Source organism: Rheinheimera riviphila (genome assembly GCF_004005945.1).
GTDB lineage: Bacteria > Pseudomonadota > Gammaproteobacteria > Enterobacterales > Alteromonadaceae > Pararheinheimera > Pararheinheimera riviphila.
In genome coordinates this window covers 54,185-71,430 of the sequence record NZ_SACS01000005.1, presented here as the reverse complement: position 1 = coordinate 71,430, position 17,246 = coordinate 54,185, and the positions used below count along the sequence as shown (strand labels likewise).

General features: G+C 50.3%; 17 protein-coding genes. 7 read left to right on the top strand and 10 right to left on the bottom strand.

What is annotated here, in order from left to right; translation table 11 throughout:
• Positions 1–3 precede the first annotated feature (3 nt).
• Both EOE67_RS06605 and EOE67_RS06600 read left to right on the top strand, forming a co-directional pair.
• Positions 4–699: a PepSY domain-containing protein gene (locus tag EOE67_RS06605; RefSeq protein ID WP_127698247.1), complete on the top strand. Its 696-nt coding sequence runs from the start codon at positions 4–6 to the stop codon at positions 697–699.
• A 73-nt stretch (positions 700–772) separates the two neighbouring features.
• Positions 773–1,000, top strand: coding sequence for a DUF2789 domain-containing protein (locus tag EOE67_RS06600; protein WP_127698246.1), 228 nt, complete (start codon positions 773–775; stop codon positions 998–1,000).
• A 19-nt stretch (positions 1,001–1,019) separates the two neighbouring features.
• Here the strand turns inward: EOE67_RS06600 and EOE67_RS06595 are convergent, their stop codons facing one another.
• Positions 1,020–2,342: a YfiM family lipoprotein gene (locus tag EOE67_RS06595; RefSeq protein WP_127698245.1), complete on the bottom strand. Its 1,323-nt coding sequence runs from the start codon at positions 2,340–2,342 to the stop codon at positions 1,020–1,022.
• 250 nt (positions 2,343–2,592) lie between these two features.
• Between EOE67_RS06595 and EOE67_RS06590 the strand changes: the two genes are divergently transcribed.
• The 3 genes from EOE67_RS06590 to EOE67_RS06580 all read left to right on the top strand — a co-directional run bounded on the left by EOE67_RS06590 (position 2,593) and on the right by EOE67_RS06580 (position 5,592).
• The gene (locus tag EOE67_RS06590) at positions 2,593–4,674 is read left to right on the top strand and encodes a tetratricopeptide repeat-containing diguanylate cyclase (protein WP_164852242.1); all 2,082 of its coding nucleotides are present in this window, start codon (positions 2,593–2,595) and stop codon (positions 4,672–4,674) included.
• Between the two features lie 106 nt (positions 4,675–4,780).
• Positions 4,781–5,107, top strand: a complete 327-nt coding sequence (locus EOE67_RS06585) for a hypothetical protein (RefSeq protein WP_127698243.1) — start codon at positions 4,781–4,783, stop codon at positions 5,105–5,107.
• A 50-nt stretch (positions 5,108–5,157) separates the two neighbouring features.
• Positions 5,158–5,592: a VOC family protein gene (locus EOE67_RS06580; protein ID WP_240652736.1), complete on the top strand. Its 435-nt coding sequence runs from the start codon at positions 5,158–5,160 to the stop codon at positions 5,590–5,592.
• A gap of 111 nt (positions 5,593–5,703) precedes the next feature.
• On the opposite strand, the gene speD is transcribed toward EOE67_RS06580, so the two are convergent.
• From speD to EOE67_RS06540, 8 genes are all read right to left on the bottom strand, one after another.
• Positions 5,704–6,522 (bottom strand): adenosylmethionine decarboxylase, encoded by an 819-nt coding sequence (gene speD, locus EOE67_RS06575; protein ID WP_127698242.1) that lies wholly within the window; start codon positions 6,520–6,522, stop codon positions 5,704–5,706.
• A 75-nt stretch (positions 6,523–6,597) separates the two neighbouring features.
• The gene (locus EOE67_RS06570) at positions 6,598–7,041 is read right to left on the bottom strand and encodes an OsmC family protein (protein ID WP_127698241.1); all 444 of its coding nucleotides are present in this window, start codon (positions 7,039–7,041) and stop codon (positions 6,598–6,600) included.
• 157 nt (positions 7,042–7,198) lie between these two features.
• The gene (locus tag EOE67_RS06565; protein ID WP_127698240.1) at positions 7,199–7,549 is read right to left on the bottom strand and encodes a DUF3802 family protein; all 351 of its coding nucleotides are present in this window, start codon (positions 7,547–7,549) and stop codon (positions 7,199–7,201) included.
• 173 nt (positions 7,550–7,722) lie between these two features.
• Positions 7,723–9,186, bottom strand: a complete 1,464-nt coding sequence (gene astD / locus EOE67_RS06560; protein ID WP_127698239.1) for a succinylglutamate-semialdehyde dehydrogenase — start codon at positions 9,184–9,186, stop codon at positions 7,723–7,725.
• A gap of 39 nt (positions 9,187–9,225) precedes the next feature.
• Positions 9,226–10,242: an arginine N-succinyltransferase gene (gene astA, locus EOE67_RS06555; protein ID WP_127698238.1), complete on the bottom strand. Its 1,017-nt coding sequence runs from the start codon at positions 10,240–10,242 to the stop codon at positions 9,226–9,228.
• A gap of 133 nt (positions 10,243–10,375) precedes the next feature.
• On the bottom strand, positions 10,376–11,593 hold the full coding sequence (locus EOE67_RS06550) for an aspartate aminotransferase family protein (protein ID WP_127698237.1): 1,218 nt from the start codon (positions 11,591–11,593) through the stop codon (positions 10,376–10,378).
• A gap of 309 nt (positions 11,594–11,902) precedes the next feature.
• Entirely contained in the window at positions 11,903–13,024 is a 1,122-nt protein-coding gene (locus EOE67_RS06545) for an HDOD domain-containing protein (RefSeq protein ID WP_127698236.1), read from the bottom strand.
• A gap of 51 nt (positions 13,025–13,075) precedes the next feature.
• Positions 13,076–13,687 (bottom strand): anthranilate synthase component II, encoded by a 612-nt coding sequence (locus tag EOE67_RS06540; RefSeq protein ID WP_127698235.1) that lies wholly within the window; start codon positions 13,685–13,687, stop codon positions 13,076–13,078.
• A 283-nt stretch (positions 13,688–13,970) separates the two neighbouring features.
• Between EOE67_RS06540 and EOE67_RS06535 the strand changes: the two genes are divergently transcribed.
• Together EOE67_RS06535 and EOE67_RS06530 are read left to right on the top strand one after the other, a co-directional pair.
• Positions 13,971–14,948 (top strand): ABC transporter ATP-binding protein, encoded by a 978-nt coding sequence (locus EOE67_RS06535; protein WP_206099496.1) that lies wholly within the window; start codon positions 13,971–13,973, stop codon positions 14,946–14,948.
• Positions 14,945–16,120 (top strand): ABC transporter permease, encoded by a 1,176-nt coding sequence (locus EOE67_RS06530; RefSeq protein WP_127698234.1) that lies wholly within the window; start codon positions 14,945–14,947, stop codon positions 16,118–16,120. Before EOE67_RS06535 ends, EOE67_RS06530 begins: the two co-directional genes overlap by 4 nt.
• A 70-nt stretch (positions 16,121–16,190) precedes the next feature.
• Here the strand turns inward: EOE67_RS06530 and tsaD are convergent, their stop codons facing one another.
• Positions 16,191–17,204 carry a tRNA (adenosine(37)-N6)-threonylcarbamoyltransferase complex transferase subunit TsaD gene (gene tsaD / locus EOE67_RS06525; protein WP_127698233.1) on the bottom strand — a complete coding sequence of 338 codons (1,014 nt, stop codon included), beginning with the start codon at positions 17,202–17,204 and terminating at the stop codon, positions 16,191–16,193.
• Between the last annotated feature and the right edge of the window lie 42 nt (positions 17,205–17,246).

The following is a 17,246-nucleotide window of genomic DNA, read 5'->3' as shown; positions in this document are numbered from 1 at the left end:
CCTATGCGCATTTTCGGCTCTATCCGCTTCTGGCGAACCTTTCACTTGTGGCTGAGTTTATTGTTATCGTTGCAGCTGTTAGCCTGGTTTGGCAGCGGGCTGGTGATGTCCATCCTGCCGATTGATGAAGTGCGTGGCGACCATTTACGCGCGCCGGTGCCGCCCATCAATTGGCAACTGGCGAAAATGTGCCCAGCACAATTACCAGCACACACCGGTGGGTTAAGTCTGAGACAACGTGGCGAGATGCCGGTTTATCAACTGGATCACGATGGGAAATTACAGTTTTTCAATGCGCTGGATGGCAGTGCGCTACCACCGTTAACAGAGCCGGAACTGCGGGTCATGGCACAACAAAGTTACAACGGCACCGGGACTATCCATAGCGCGCAATTAATCGATGAATTACCACTGGAAGCCCGTGGCCTGCCAACACCCGTCTGGCAAGTCCAGTTTAACGATACCGACAACACCGTATTTTACCTGGAGCCAACACTCGGCCAGGTGCTGCGGGTGCGCACCGATAACTGGCGGTTATTCGATTTTGTCTGGATGCTGCATATTATGGATTACGACGAACGGGACGATTTTAATCACGGCTTGTTAATCGCCAGCTCGGCGCTGGCTTTGCTGTTTACGATCAGTGGCTTAGTGCTGCTGGTGTTGACACTGCGCCGTAAAGCAGCGCGTCCGCATTAAACTGCTCGCTTCTTTGGTAAATGACGTCGGCTTGCCTATACTGCAATAGAGCAGCCACCCGCGGAGTTTTATCATGGACAGTAGTCACCATTCTTTAAGCCAGCTGTTTGACCAGCTTGGCCTCGACAGCGATTACAGCAGTATCGAACACTTCATCAGCCAACACCGGCTACAAGGCGATTTAGCCTTATCCAAAGCCAGTTTCTGGACCACCGCCCAAGCCACTTTTTTACGCGAGTCTTATACCCAGGATGCCGATTGGGTGGAAGTGATTGATCAGCTGAATCAGCGTTTGCGGTAAGTAAACCACAAACCGGGATTTATTCCCGGATCCGGATTTGATACAACGGCAGCGCGTCCAGCCGTTGGTTGATGTCGGCCAGCATTTTCTGATAATCGGCCGAATCCACTGACTGATATTTTTGTTCAAAGCTTTGCTGGGAAATACCTTCCGGCAACCTTGATTTGCTTGGGAACAACTCGGCTTCGGTGCGATCCTGACTAAAAAACCGCTGCAACTCAGCCGCAGAGCTGGGTGAACCAATGGCAATCTGCGCAAATCGCACGCCGGCCCGGTCTGCCAATAAATCAACAAAACTAAAACCACTGCCGCCTTTAATCGAATCCAGCAGTTCTTTGGCTTCGCCAACGGTGTCGCTGACGTTTTTATTGGTCAGCACCTGAATCGTCGCCGAATAGATAAAATGTTGTTGTAAATCAGGACGTCTGGCCAAGGTTACCCGGGGCGGTTTGACGCCGGGCGCCCGTTTCACTTCATTGACCAACAACTGCAAATTGCGCCCGCCGAGGAGTTGCGCCATCGCCAGCAACACTGCCTGATTTTCCTGTTGCGCCCGGCCAGGTTCGTCCTGATAAACCGCAGTGCGCGCTTGCGCCTGACGAAATAATAATTGTAAGTAACTGATTAAACTGCTGTTCGGATTGGCCACTGCATGTTCGGCGGCTATTTTATAATAAAACTCGAGATTGGCGGTTTGCGCTGGCGAGCTGAATAACTCGCGATACACCGACAAGCCAGATTGTTTCAGCCGTTGTAAATCCCAGCCGCCTGGCCTGGTCACTTCTACTTTGACTTCGTCTTGCTGAAATTGTACCGAACGCACCATCGCCAGGATGTTTTCGCCTTTGCCGGCGCCCCACAATTGATCGGCAAACCAGCCCAGCAGATTGAGTGCCGTTTCACCCGGTACCGTTAACATGCCCAGCGTCACCTGATGCACGTCCAGTGGTCCGCTGGACGGACGCACCTGCACACTGGCGTTTAAATAGTAGGGTTTACCCAGCAGTGACACCGGCAAGGTCATAAAACTGGTTAAACCGGCCGGATTGACCTGAGCCTGACCACGAAAACCAGGCAAGGTGCGGCTGGCCAGCGCAAAAGCGGAATTCAGTTCGTCGGTATTGGCAGAAAAAACCCACTGTTGTTCAGTCGGGTTGCGGATGGCCGCATTTAGGTTGCTCAGCAGTTGTTTGCTATGCCGCACGGCATCCGCATTCATCTGACCTTGTGGGGTTAACAGCGGTTGAGCATCAAACAATAACCAAAAACAAATACCGCATAAAGTGACAATCACCAAAAGCAACGTCAGCACTTGCCGGAATAAATGATGTACCGCCTTCATCGACACCCTGGGGGACCTTCTCACTGCAAAAACCGTATCTTAGCAGAAGGAATGTCATCTGCAGCAAGCTTTTCACGGCCAACCTCAGGATTGGCGAGCCACCCACTGCACCTTAACTTACAACAGTTCACGCTGATGCAGTGACTTTGTCGCGGCCGCACGATATATTCTTCAGAACGAATTTAACCCGACGCAGCAATAGCCGACTAAGCTGTTGATGAGTATCGACATAACGGTGAAATATCCAAAGATGCATGAGACTTGGCTTTGGTTCCGACAGAGATCCATTCAGGGCACTTGCTGGCTGCTATTGCTGTGGCTGAGTATGGGCGCATTACATGCCGCGCCGGAGGTTGATGCCAGGCTGGAAGCCAAACTAGAGCAGTACTTACAGCTGACCACCCATGATCAAAAAGCTGCTGCTGAATTACTGCAACAAATAGCACCAGACATCACGGCGCTTACCCCTGCGGCCACCAAAGTCCGCTTCAACGGCTATTTAACATCACAATTATCTCTTGAGAAAAACTACCCGGCCGCGGACCAGCTCTTGCAGGAAAACTGGCAAATCGCCGAACAACAGCAGGACGCGGATATTTGGGCCGAAGTGCTGGCTGACCACCTGCAGCAATACTGGGGCCGTGGCGAAAGTGCCAGAGCGGTCAGTTACCTTGACACCTTGTTGCAATATGCTGCGAAGGCAACACAAAGCAGGGTACGTTATTACGCCTGGAATACGGCTGCCCGCTTTCAATCCTGGCAGGGCAAGTATGAACTGGCGCTCGCTTCCTATCATCAGGCGTATGCCAGCATCGAGCATGACGAAAACCCACGGACGCCGTTTCGGAAAATGTACCTGAAATCCAGTATTGCCAATTTGCATGGCAGCTTACGCAATTACCCACTGGCCATTACCACCATTCAGGAAGGGCTGGCGGAGTCGAAAAACAATCCTGATTTAGCGTCTCACGTCACTGACTTTTACATTCAGGAAGGATACGTACTGGTCGAAGTGGGTGAACTGGAAGCGGCATTGCAAAGTTATCAACAGGGCCTGGTTTCAGCCCGCAATCTGAAAGACACTTTTTCAGAAGCTTTATTGCAAAACAACATTGGCGATATTTATCTGCGGCAGCGCAAGCTGGATTTAGCCGCCAGTTATTTTGAGCAAAGCCTGGCTTTTGGTATCAGCAAGCAGGATAAACCGACGATTGCTCTTTCGACCTTTAACCTGGGTTATGTCCAGGTATTACAAGGAAATTATGAAAAAGGCATTGCGCAAATGCAGGCGATGATTAAAGAGTTTGGCACCTTAGGCGGCAAAGCCGATTTGCTGGCTTATTTGCTCGAACTGGCGGACGCCCATCGTTTTGCGGGTAAACATCAGGACGAAGCCGATGTACTGCGACAGTATAATCAGTTGTCGTCGGAAATTTTTCAGACTGATCGCGAAAAACAACTAAATCAGCTGCAGGAAGAGTTCTCAGCAAAAGAAAAAACCAAAGAAATTGCAGTGCTAACCCAGCAAAATCAGCTGAAAGAAGTGCAAATAGAACGGCAAAATTTGCAGCAAATCGTCACCATGCTGATTGGTGTGGTAGTGGTGCTGGCCTCTTGTTTATTGTTTTTACTATATCGGAAAGTGCGGCAAGCGAATTTAAAGCTGAAAGAGGCCAACGACAAACTGGCCTATCAGTCGTTACGTGACCCACTGACCGGCTTGTTTAACCGCCGTTCGTTACTCGAACATATGGAACGGCGCCAACAAAGTGACCGGCGCATCGCAGCGCCGCAACTGACCGATGGTTTTATCCTACTCGATATCGATTTCTTTAAGCATATCAATGATCATTATGGCCACGCCGCTGGTGACGCTGTACTGGTGGAAATCGCAAAAAGGTTAACCACCCTGACCCGCACCGATGACATGGTCTGGCGCTGGGGCGGCGAAGAGTTCCTGATCTTACTACGCCGGGTTGATATGACCGCGCTGACCAATTTTACCCAGCGGGTGCTGGACGTGATCGGCAGCAGCACTATCACTTTTGGTAAACAACAACTGCAGGTCACGGCTTCAGCGGGCTTTTTGACTTATCCTTTTGCCGGACTTGACGAACAAACCTTAAATTGGCCAAAAGCATTACAACTGGCTGATATGGCGTTATATCTGGGCAAAGTACATGGCCGCAACCGGGCATATGGCCTGTTGGGTTTAAATCAGCCTTATCAGGATATCGCGGCAAAACTGGAAACGGATTTAAGTCTGGCGATTGAACAAGGCCTGGTTGAAGTCGTGTTGGTCGAAGGTCCGGCGAAAGATTTACGCCACTGAAATATTTGCTGACAGCTGGCTGCTTTACCAACAGCGACTTCTTGGCTTACATTAAAGCTTAGAGCAGCGTTAAAAACCGGTTCAACGGAGCTAACAGGACATCTCGATGATCAGCAGCTTATCAGAACAACAAATCCAGAAAAAAGTGCTGGCAACGGTCCAGCAAGGTGCCGCGCATTGTGACGGTTACCTGAGTGTTAGCGCCACGGAACTACATTTTGCGCCATTTAACCAGGCATACGGCTTAGGCCCTTATCACCTCAAACGCCATGACATCAGCAAAGTAGACCTAGCATCTGGCAAAGGCGGTGGTTTTATTCCGCTGCTGTCCGAAGCTATCTGCATCACGATGGCCGACAGCCGCGAGTATCAGTTTATTCTGGCTGAACCAGAGCGCTGGCTGGAACTGTTGCAACCAGCAACTGCAGATTAAGTTCGTTACGCCAGCCGGCATCAGCACGACAGCAACCAGAGGGAATTGCCATGCTGTTTCAGTTACTTCATCTTGATCATATCGTGTTGCGTTGCATCTCACTGCCAGCGATGCTGGATTTTTATCGGCAGGTGCTTGGCTGCACGCTAGAGCGTAGCGTGCCGGAACTCGGTCTTTATCAGTTAAGGGCTGGCAAACAATTGATTGATTTAATTAGCGTCGACGGCAAATTGGGTCAAGAAGGCGGTGCTGCCCCAGGTGTTGAAGGTCATAATCTGGCGCATTTTTGTTTGCGAATTGCACCCTACGATGCAGCAGCACTGACCGCTTTTTTCATCGAACAAGGCATTCAGGTTTCCGCCAGCGCCGTACGATATGGCGCCGACGGTTTTGGTTCGTCGCTGTACATTCAGGATCCAATGGGCAATACCGTTGAACTAAAAGGCCCGCCCGACATGCCTGCAGTACATACCCAAAATCATTGAAGATTCGGGTAGGCGACAAGTGAGTGAGGCCCCAGGAGCATAGCTGTTCTATGTGACTGGGGCGAACGAGAGAAGGCAACAACCCCGTATCTTCAAGGATGACGGGTAGTGTTAATCCAGCTCTGGTAAGTTGCGCCCGTAGAAAATCTCGCGAATTTCCCGTTTCACTTTTTTGCTGATGTCTTTTTGCTCTTGCGCACTGAAAGAGTCGCCGCCAGAACCGAACAAATAGTTATTTAAATCAAACTCTTTGAGCATCATCTTGGTATGGAACAGGTTTTCCTGATAGACATTGACATCCACCATCTGGAAGGCATTTTTGGTCTGTTCATCCATAAAATTCTGAATCGAATGAATAGGATGGTCAATGTAATGCTTCACCCCATTCACATCACGGGTAAAACCACGCACCCGGTAATCAATGGTGACGATGTCCGACTCAAAGCTATGGATCAGGAAATTCAGCGCTTTGAGCGGTGAAATCACGCCGCAGGTCGAGACTTCAATATCGGCACGAAAGGTACAAATACCACCGTGCGGATGATGCTCGGGATAGGTGTGGACACAAATATGACTTTTATCGAGATGGGCAACAATCGCATCCGGCAATGGGCCTGGTTGTTCGGTCGTCGGCTGGTTGGCTGCGCCCGGATTTTCAATCGGCTCTTCGCAGACTAAAATGGTGACGCTGGCGCCTTGTGGATCATAATCCTGCCGCGCCACGTTTAAAATGTTCGCGCCAATGATATCAACCACTTCGCTTAGAATATCGGTCAGCCGGCCGGCGTTATATTGCTCATCAATATACGAAATATATTCCTGTCGGTGCTGCTCGGTCGGCGCATAACAAATATCATAAATGCTGAAACTTAAGCTTTTGGTTAAATTGTTAAAGCCATGCAGCTTCAATTTTTCAAAAGGTTTTACCACGGTATGCGCTCTCCACTGCCCTTTTCCTTTGAGGTCCAGGCAGTTTCTTATCATCAAAAATAACGTCTTGAACAACTAGCCCGCAGGCTTGACCGCTGAGGCTTGCACGCTGAATGAATGCGTCACGGTCATCGCCTGTTGCAGCATGATCGACACTGAGCAATATTTTTCCGCCGACAAATTCACCGCGCGTTCGACGTGTTTTTCGCTGACGTCAAAGCCGGTTACTTCAAAATGTAGATGAATTTTACTGAATACGCGCGGTACGGTGTCGACGCGCTCGCCAGTGAGCACCACCCGGCAATCGGTGACTTGTTGTTTGGCTTTTTGTAAAATGCTGACCACGTCGACGGAAGAACAGGCTCCGGCGGCCATCAACAGCGTTTCCATCGGCGTTGGCGCGACGCCGTCATCTTTGTTCGAATCGAACATCACCGCATGTCCGCTGCCAGAGCGACCAATAAAACTGCTGTCGCCAGCCCAGGATACCGTTGCGTGAAGTTGGTTATCGCCTGCCATCAGAATGCTCCCAGAAATTTCGAGAAATTGCCAACATTGGCAAAAATGTAGGCCAGCATTCTATTAAAAATGCTGGCCGGAGGATAGGCCTAAAAAGGGATTGCAGAAGGTTCCCGCCAACGACACTGTATGTCCGGCGGGATGATTAACCAAAGAGTTAGTCCATCAGATGGGCAATAGCGGTATCAAACAGGTTTTTAATCAGCAGCGCCACTTCGTTAATCAGTTCGATTTGCTCAGCGGTCGCCGGTCGGTTTAACACCGATGCCAGCACTTCCTGGAAGTCGTACATGATGCCATCCACTTCGCGGATAATCTGACTGCGGTGAATGGTTTCCAGCTCGGTGTGCTGGGTACAAAGCTGAATAATCTGCTCGGCAATCCGCTCTTCAATAATGACACCCAGAGTTTTGTTATCGCGCGTTGGCGTACCGGCCTGTTCAAATAACGCCAGGTGCTCCGTTAAAAACTGGATCAGGTGTTCGTAGCCGGGTTTGTCAGTAACCATGGTAAAAACCAAAAACCGTTATAACCAGAAGGTAGTCAAATCTGCCACAGAACAGGAAGCAGGGTAAAGCTTTGTCTGAAAATATTTTATTGGCTTTGCCAAAAAAAAGCCCCCATGGTCAGCGAACGCCAGTAGGGGCAGTTATTTTCCTGAAACTTCGGCTGTTGCGTTGGTTAAAAACGAATGCCAGGCGACAACTGCGCCGGCAATTCCAGCGCCGGTAATTCCACTGAAGCCACCGGGTAAGCACAATAATCTGCCGCGTAAAAGGCACTGGCGCGATGATTACCACTGCCGCCAATACCGCCAAAAGGCGCGGCCGAACTGGCGCCGGTAATAGGCCGGTTCCAGTTGACGATGCCAGCACGAATACGGCGGAAGAATTTCTGATACAAAGCTTCGTTGTCAGACAACAGCCCTGCCGACAAACCAAAGCTGGTCTGATTCGCCGCAACAATGGCCGCATCAAAATCAGTAAAGCGGAATACTTTGAGTAAAGGCCCAAAATGTTCTTCGTCCGGCAAAGCCGCAGCTTTACTGCAATCGATAATGCCAGGGGTTAACAGCGCCGTGCCTTCGGTCAATAGCCGCATCGGTAGCAATAATTCGCCGCCCTGAGCCACCAACTGCTGCTGCACCGCTAACATCCCAAGCGCGACTTTATTGGAAATCATCGCCCCCATAAACGGCTGCTCAGCGGCGTCATATACACCAACGGTCAACTGACGGCTGACGTCCAGCAAACGCGCCAGAATAGCGTCGCCTTCGCTGTTGGCCGGTAAATACAACCGACGGGCACAGGTACAACGCTGGCCGGCCGAAATAAACGCCGATTGAATAATGTCATGCACCGCGGCATCAATATTGGCAACTTCGGTGACGATCAGCGGGTTATTGCCACCCATTTCCAGCGCCAAAATTTTATCCGGCCGCCCGGAAAATTGTTGATGCAAAAAGTGCCCGGTGCGTGAACTGCCAGTAAAAAATAAGCCATCCAATTCAGGATGCGCAGCAACAGCTTTGCCGGTCGCTACTTCGCCCTGCACCAGATTCAGTACACCCGCCGGTAAACCAGCGGCCTGCCATAATTTGATCGTCACTTCAGCAACTTTGGGCGTCATTTCGCTGGGTTTAAATACCACCGTATTGCCCGCCAACAGCGCTGGCACTATATGGCCATTCGGCAAATGGCCTGGGAAATTGTAAGGGCCAAACACCGCCACCACACCATGCGGTTTATGCCGGATAAAAGCGCGGCCTTGGGGCATTGGGTTTTCTTTTTCGCCGGTACGTTCCTGATAGGCCCGAATCGAAATATCAATTTTGCCAATCATCGCCGCCACTTCGGTGCGGGTTTCCCACAACGGTTTGCCAGTATCTTCGGCTATGGTCAGCGCCAGCGCTTCTTTGTGTTCGGTAAGCTGTGCTGCAAAAGCTTTGGCGATGTCGGCACGTGCTTCGAACGGCAAATCAGCCCAGCCTTCAAAGGCTTGGCGCGCGGCTTTAAAAGCAACATCCACTTGCTGCTCGTCTGCGGCCTGACCTTGCCAAATGATCTGGTTTTTCGCAGGGTCGATTGACGTAAAAAGCGCACCTTGACCTGGCTGCCACTGACCATTGATAAAATGAGTTGTCATCTGAAATTCCTGAATTTAGTTGTCTTGCATCAGCAAAGCTTACAGCCGCGCCAGTCGCACCCAGTCACCGTCCTGTACTTGCAGCGCCGCAGCCAGATCCGGTGGCAAATTCACTTCTTCACTGGTTTCACTGACATGCAAATGCGTCCAGCTGGCACGGAAATTTTGCCGATCGCAGTTACAAATCAAATACGGCTGGCCGCCACTGACATCCGCCACCCGCACCTGTAACCGGCGGCTGTTGCGCGCAGTTCTGATGTGCTCCAGCTTGGCTTCAACCGTGGGACCGGCATCAAAAATATCGACATAACCAGTGGTCGAAAAACCTTCGGACTGCAATAACGCCAGCGCCGGTTTGGTTTTGGCATGCACCTGGCCAATCACCGCTTGGGCTTCTTTGCTTAACAAGCTGACGTAAATCGGATATTTCGGCATCAGTTCGGCGATAAACACCTTTTGACCAATGCCAGTCAGATAATCAGCGGTTGGGAAATCGACTGAAAAGAAATGTTCTTCCAGCCATTGCCAGAATGGCGAGTTGCCGACTTCATCCGATACTCCGCGCATTTCAGCAATCACCCGGTCGGAGAAACGCTCACGGAATTCCGCCATAAACAAAAACCGGAACCGCGACAGTAACTTACCATTGTGCTTTAACCGGCGTTGCTCGCGCAGAAACAAAGTACAGAGCTCGGTGGCGCCGGTGTAATCGTTACATAAGGTCAGAATATCGACGGTGTTATAAACACCAAGCGCCCTTGAGGTATGCACCACTTTACCCAGATGATAATGATAAAACGCATCATCCAGGCCCACCGCCGCTTCAATGGCGCTGGTGCCACAAATAAAACCGGTTTCGGTATCTTCCAATACAAACAAATACCCTTCGTCGCCGGGTTTGCTGACTTCTTTGGCAAAAGAATCTTCTGATCGATTAATTTTGCGCTGCAACAATTCATCATTGACCGGCAAAGAGGTAAAACCGTGGCCGGACTCGACTGCCATATCGTATAAGGCAGGATAATCTTCGGCGCGGATTGGGCGAATCACCATCATCGTCGCTTACTCCAGAGTTGCGGCGGGTGCTTCACGCCCGCCATTTTGTGTTGATTGCTTCGTTACTTTGTTGTTTTTCTGATTATTTCTAAATATGACCCCGGCTTTATACCGGGGTTCTGGCAATTTGGCGTTAACCATTCACCACTTTGGCCACAGCCTGTTCAAACCGGGCCATACCTTCGAGAATATCGGCATCCGGAATGACCAGACTTGGCGCGAAACGCACCACATCGGTACCCGCCATCAGCACGAATAACCCTAGATCAGCGCTCGCCAGCAGGAAATCGCGCGAGCGGCCTTTGAATTTTTCACTGAGCGCAGCACCCAGCAACATACCCTGGCCGCGTACGGCACTGAATACGTCATATTTGGCGTTAATTTTTGCCAGCTCCTGGCGGAACAACTGCTCTTTATGCGTCACACCGGTCAAGACTTCCGGTGTGTTGATGGTATCAAGCGCAGCTTCAGCCACCGCACAACCCAGCGGATTGCCGCCATAGGTCGAGCCGTGGGTACCGACTTTTAAATGAGCCGCAATCGCGGTGGTGGTGAGCATAGCGCCAATCGGGAAACCGCCGCCCAACGATTTAGCGCTGGTCAGGATATCCGGCACCACGCCATATTGCATGTAAGCGTACAGCTGGCCGGTACGACCAACACCCGTTTGCACTTCATCAAAAATCAGCAGTGCCTGGTGCTCATCACAAAGCTCGCGTACACCCTGAATAAATTCTGCAGTGGCCGGAATAATGCCGCCTTCGCCCTGGATCGGTTCCATAATCACCGCGCAGGTATTGGCCGAAATCAGTGCCTTCAGGCTCTCAAGATTGTTGTATTCAGCGTGATGAATGGCGCCAGGTTTAGGACCAAAGCCATCAGAGTAAGCCGCTTGGCCACCCACGGTGACAGTGAAAAAAGTCCGGCCGTGGAAGCTTTTACCAAAGGAAATAATGTCTTGTTTATGTTCGCCATACACATCCAGCGCATAACGACGCGCCAGTTTTAATGCGCCTTCGTTAGCTTCAGCGCCCGAGTTAGCAAAATAGACTTTTTCCGCGAAGGTGCTGTCGACCAGTTTTTTCGCCAGGCGCAGTGCCGGCTCGTTGGTCATCACGTTACTTAAGTGCCACAGTTTATTGGCTTGAGTGGTTAACGCATTCACCAGCGCCGGATGGCAGTGACCTAAACAATTCACCGCGATGCCACCGGCAAAATCGATGTATTCACGATCGTTTTGATCCCAAACGCGGGAACCCAAACCTCGCACCGGGATCACATTCGCCGGAGCGTAATTGGGTACCATCACTTCATCGAATAACGCACGATTCACCGCAAATTGTTCAGACATTCTGTTCTCCTCAGGCAACTTGTTCCTGGTGGTCGGGCGACACACCCATGGTCAGCCGGACGCACCCCAGCCGATGTTTTTTTGTGCAGATTGGCATTTATTATTACAGAATAAAAATTGAAAGTCTTGGGCGAAAATTGGCAAAACCCAAGAAAATCAAGGCTTGCAGATAGATTTGCAGAAGCAATGAATAACTAAGCAATGTACAAAAAGATGCTGACAACGCCAGCCAGTCACGGATGCAACCGGCCATTCCACTTCAGAAGTGCCTCTGACCAGTTGCATGAATATCGGAAAAAAAATTGCAGATTATTCTAAATCGAGTTTATCGAGCCGGGTATTTTGCAAAATATGCAGATAATCTTCGCGTAATTGCACTTCCTGGCGCCATTGTTGATCTTCGGCATCACTCAGCAATTTGGCTTTTCTAAGCGTCTGCGACTGGGCGAAATACTCCGCCTGATGCAGCAGTCGGGTCAGCTGATTGGCGCCCTGAAAAGTCACACCTTCGGCCAGTTGGTCCAGCGTATTACACAACGGGATGCGTTTTAGTTGCCATTTCGACACTAAATCGGCGCTGATAATAGCGGCAAATTCCTGGAAGCAGCTGGTCAGGAAACTGGCATCGGCATTGAGGCTGTCCAGCGCATCTGTCAGCACCGTATCCCGGGCATCCCGCGCTTGTAACAAGGCGGTTTGTTTGGTTTGCTGATAAGTGCGTAAATAAGTGCGGGTCACCACAAAATAGCCCAGGCTATTAAACAAACCGGCACAAAAAGCCACAAACTGATTGTCACCGGTTTCTTCCGCCAGCCGCTGTGAAGCAATGGCAACGGCCAGGCTATATTCCCAGATGTTGGTTTTAAAACCGGTAAACGGGTCGGTCGCATGGGGTAAACAACGTTTTAAACCAAATACCGGCACGATTTGTTTTAAAGATTCGATACCCACCATACCAAGCGCTGTTTTTAGCTCTTTGACATAAGTGCCGGATGAAGTTTTTTTGCGATAATTTGGCTGATTGACCAGCTTTAGAATGTCTTCTTTTAACCAGTCCACTTTACTGATCAGCGCTTCGAGTTGGCTCAAGGTCACTGCTTTGGTACTGAGTGTATCCAATACGGGCGGAAAGCCTTCTGCCAGACTAAACACGGTACTGGCGATGGTGTCAAATTTACCCAGTTTCAGAAATAATTCTTCGGCCACCTGATCGTGTAAATGCGCCTGGGTAAACTCGAGAAACTGTTGTTTGGCCGCAACACCCGCCTGGCGGTTTTGCTGCGCCTGTTGCTCTATAGCGAGTAAGGTACGTTTGGTGTCGGGCTGCTGCCCCTTGCGCTGACCTGTTTTGACGCCAAACCGGGTTTGTTCCGGACTGACTTCAAGCACACAATCAAAAAAACGTTGTTGTAATACCACTGCAATCGACATGCTCTACAAAGTTCCAAATTCTTCTGCTATGGCAGTGTGCGATTAGGCCGTTCAGCTGTCAACCGCGGCAGGCCTTGCATCGACTGCAAAGTTTAAAAAATTCGCCAATAACTGGTGACCTTGTTCCGTTAAGATCGCTTCTGGATGAAATTGCACCGCATGCAGGGCTAAAGTACGATGCGCCAGCCCCATGATTTCATCGATGCGTCCATCGGTATGTTCGGTCCAGGCAGTGATTTCAAAGTCGGTAGGTAACTGATCTTGGGCGACCACCAGTGAATGATAACGGGTGACGCTCAGCGGGTTATTCAGGCCACAAAACACCGACTGTCCGGTATGACGGATCAACGAATTTTTGCCATGCATCACTTGTTTTGCCCGCTGCACCTTGCCGCCAAACGCCTGCGCCATCGCCTGATGCCCCAGACATACCCCCAGAATTGGGATTTTTCCGGCAAAATGGCGAATCGCTTCCAGTGAAATTCCGGCTTGATCCGGGCTGCAGGGACCTGGCGAAATCACCAGAAACTCCGGCATCAGCTGCGTTATTTCAGCAATAGAAATATCGTCATTACGCCGCACCACCACCTGCTGACCCAGCTCGGCAAAATATTGCACCAGGTTGTAAGTAAACGAATCGTAATTGTCGATCATCAGCAACATGCATCACCCTTTTTTACCAACACCGTCAAACCCGCAGTCTTAACTGGCGGGCAAGCCCGCAATGCCGCTGCATTCTACTGAAAACCTGATCCGAATGCATGGACTTTGGCAAACGACACCAGGTACGACACATGAAGCCCTGGCCAACAAACCATTCAACTGCCGAAATCAACCGCTCCTCCTCCTTTTGCAGCAGAAATGCAAAAAAATGTTCACATCAACAAATCAGCGAAGGTATGCTCCAGCCCATGATTTCGCATGATTTCGTATAAATGGAGTTGTTATGTTGCATATCGAAGTGTCGCACGTCGCCAAAACTTACGGCAATGTGCAGGCGGTACAGGATTTAAGTTTTACCATCCCCGGCGGCCAGATTTTTGCGTTGCTGGGGCCGAATGGCGCCGGTAAATCGTCGTTGATCAGGATGTTGGTCGGTTTGACCTTGCCTGATCAAGGGCAAATCAGTGTGACACTCGCAGGCCAGCAGCACAGCAGCTTGCCTGAGGGTTGTTTTGGTTATCTGCCGGAAGACCGCGGTTTGTACCTGGATAAGACTGTGGTAGAAAATCTGCAGTATATCGGCCAGCTGCGTGGCTTAACGAAAAGCCAGATTGCCGAACAACTGGAGCATTGGTTGCAACGACTTGATTTGCTTGATAAACGCAAAGAAAACCTATCAAAACTATCCAAGGGTAACCAGCAAAAAGTGCAATTGATTAGTTGCCTGATGCATCAACCGGCGTTACTGATTCTGGACGAGCCGTTTTCCGGGCTTGATCCAATTAATCAGGAACATGTGCTGACGATCCTGGCTGAACTCAAAGCTAAAGGGACAACGGTGTTATTGAGTGCACACCAAATGGCGTTGGTTGAACGGCTGGCAGATCAGATGATGCTACTGAACAAAGGCCAGGTGGTGGCGCACGGTAACCTGCAACAAGTGACGCAGCAACTGGACCCAAAAGTCAGTTACAGCGTTCGTTTCACGGCAAACATTGACTCAGCCAAGCTCGGCGATTGTCAGAGTGTCAGGCATTGGCAGGCTCAATCTGAGTTGCAGTTTTTACTTGAATTACATGACCATGCCACGGTCAATCAATTGCTGCAGGAGCTCAGTCAGCTGGGTACCCTCGCCGATTTCAGCCGCCAACAACCGAGTCTGCACGACTTATACCTGGCGGCTGTGCAACATCATAATCAAGCCCCTGACACCACACAGACCATCTCCACTCAGAGCATCAGCGAAGGAGTCGCCGCATGAAAATCTGGACCATCGCTTTATTTGAGTTCAAACGTTATTTCAAGTGGAAACAAGAGCTGATCGGGATTGGTTTAATGGTGTTGATTTTCACCTTGACCAGTTTGTGGCCAATGCTGAAAAACGCTTTGGATAAAGATTATAACGTTGCTGTATTGGCAACAACTGGCAGCGTACCGGAACTGGACGGCTTTAAATTTCAACTGTTACCACCGGATAAAAAAGCCGATGTGGCAGCCGGGGTCGGCGATGTCTGGGACGCAGTGATAGATACCAGCGTGACGCCGGTGCAGTTGCTGGCCGAAGAAAAAGCCAGCTGGCAAGATAAGTTAAAAACCACGGTGCAAAAATGGCAACAACAACGCTTGATTAGCGCCCTGCCACTGAGCGCCGAGCAACAACAACTGATCGCCAAACTGCCGGAAATTAAGGTGGAGCTACTCAAAGCGGATAGCGGTGCCAAAGATGACAAAGGCCAGAAACTGGTCAGCGCCGGTTTGCTGTTTTTACTGGCCCTTGGCGTATTTTCTGGTTTTGGTTTTATGTTCACCGCCATCACCACTGAAAAGCAAAACCGGGTCACCGAACAGCTGCTGACTTTACTCACGCCACAACAATGGATGGATGGGAAAATCCTGGGCATTTCATTGTTTTGCTTAAAATCGATGCTGACCAGTGGCTTGTTTTTCTTTCTGGTGATCCAGGCCTTCCGTCTCATCGATAATAAGCCGATGCAAGCGATCCCAATGACTGGTTTTGAAGTGTTTAGCGCCTTGTTATTTGTCGGATTAGGTTTATTACTGGTGAATAGTTTTATGGCAGGTTTTGCTGCGACTATTGATGATCCAAACCATTCCAGCCGCAGCATTATGATGTTTTTACCTGCAGCGCCTTTAGGGCTGGCTTTTAGTGTGATGGACAATGCAGAGGGCCTGATGATGCAGATTTTAAGTCTGTTTCCACTGACTTCATTTGCGGCAATGCCACTGCGGATGGCCAATTCAGCGGTGCCGATGTGGGAATGGGCACTTTCCTTATTGCTGTTAATTGGTTGCTTGTGGTGGTTTAAAGCTGCGGCCAGCCGGGTGTTTGCGCTCGGCATTCGGATGTATGGCAAAGAGCCGGACTGGTCAGATATTGCCCGGGCTTTTGTTGGTCGAAAAGCCAGAACTTAGCGCCTAACTTCGGTGAACCCATAAAAAATCCCGCATCACGCGGGATTTTTGTTTTAGCAGGTAAAGTATCTTAAATTGCTGGCAATTCCGTCATCGGCCAGCGTGGTGTCACGCCGATGCTCAAATCCTGCTGCTGGCCTGCATTAAGTCGCTGATAACCGGCAAATGCGATCATCGCACCATTGTCGGTGCAAAACTCTTTACGTGGATAGAACACCTCGCCTTTCATTTTACTCAAAAGCTGCTGCAGCTGCTCTCGCAATGAAGTATTGGCACTAACACCGCCTGCAACGATCAATCGTTTTAAGCCGGTTTCATTCAGTGCACGCTGGCATTTGAACACTAAAGTGTCCACCACTGCTTGCTGAAAAGACGCGGCAATATCAGCCTGCACTTCCGGGCTGTTGCCTTCGGCAGCAATGACATTCGAAGCTGCAGTTTTTAAACCACTGAAGCTGAAATCCAGGCCAGGTCGGTCGGTCATCGGCCGTGGGAATTTGTATTTTTTTGCATCACCTTGTGTTGCAAGTTTCGCCAGCAAAGGTCCACCCGGATATTCCAGCCCCATCAATTTGGCTGTTTTATCAAAGGCTTCGCCTGCTGCATCATCAACTGATTCGCCCAATAACTGATATTGGCCAATGCCATCGACCCGCACCAACTGCGTGTGACCGCCGGAGACCAACAATGCGATAAAAGGAAACTGCGGCGGATTGGCTTCCAGCATCGGCGCCAATAAATGCCCTTCCATATGATGCACCGCCAGCGCCGGTTTGCCCCAGGCCATCGCCAGACTACGACCGATTGAAGCCCCCACTAATAAGGCGCCGGATAAACCGGGACCTGCGGTGTAAGCCACACCGTCAATGCTGTCGGCACTGACACCGGCTTCCTGCAGCGCTTGTTTAATCAACGGCAAAGTTTTACGGATATGATCCCGTGACGCCAGCTCTGGCACCACGCCACCGTAGTCAGCATGAATGGCAATCTGTGAATATAACACGTGACTTAATAGCCCTTTTTCGCCATCATAAATGGCAATTCCGGTCTCGTCACAAGACGTTTCGATACCTAAAACCCGCATTTTTTCCCCTCTTTACCCGGCGCTAAGCCGCGAATTGTAACG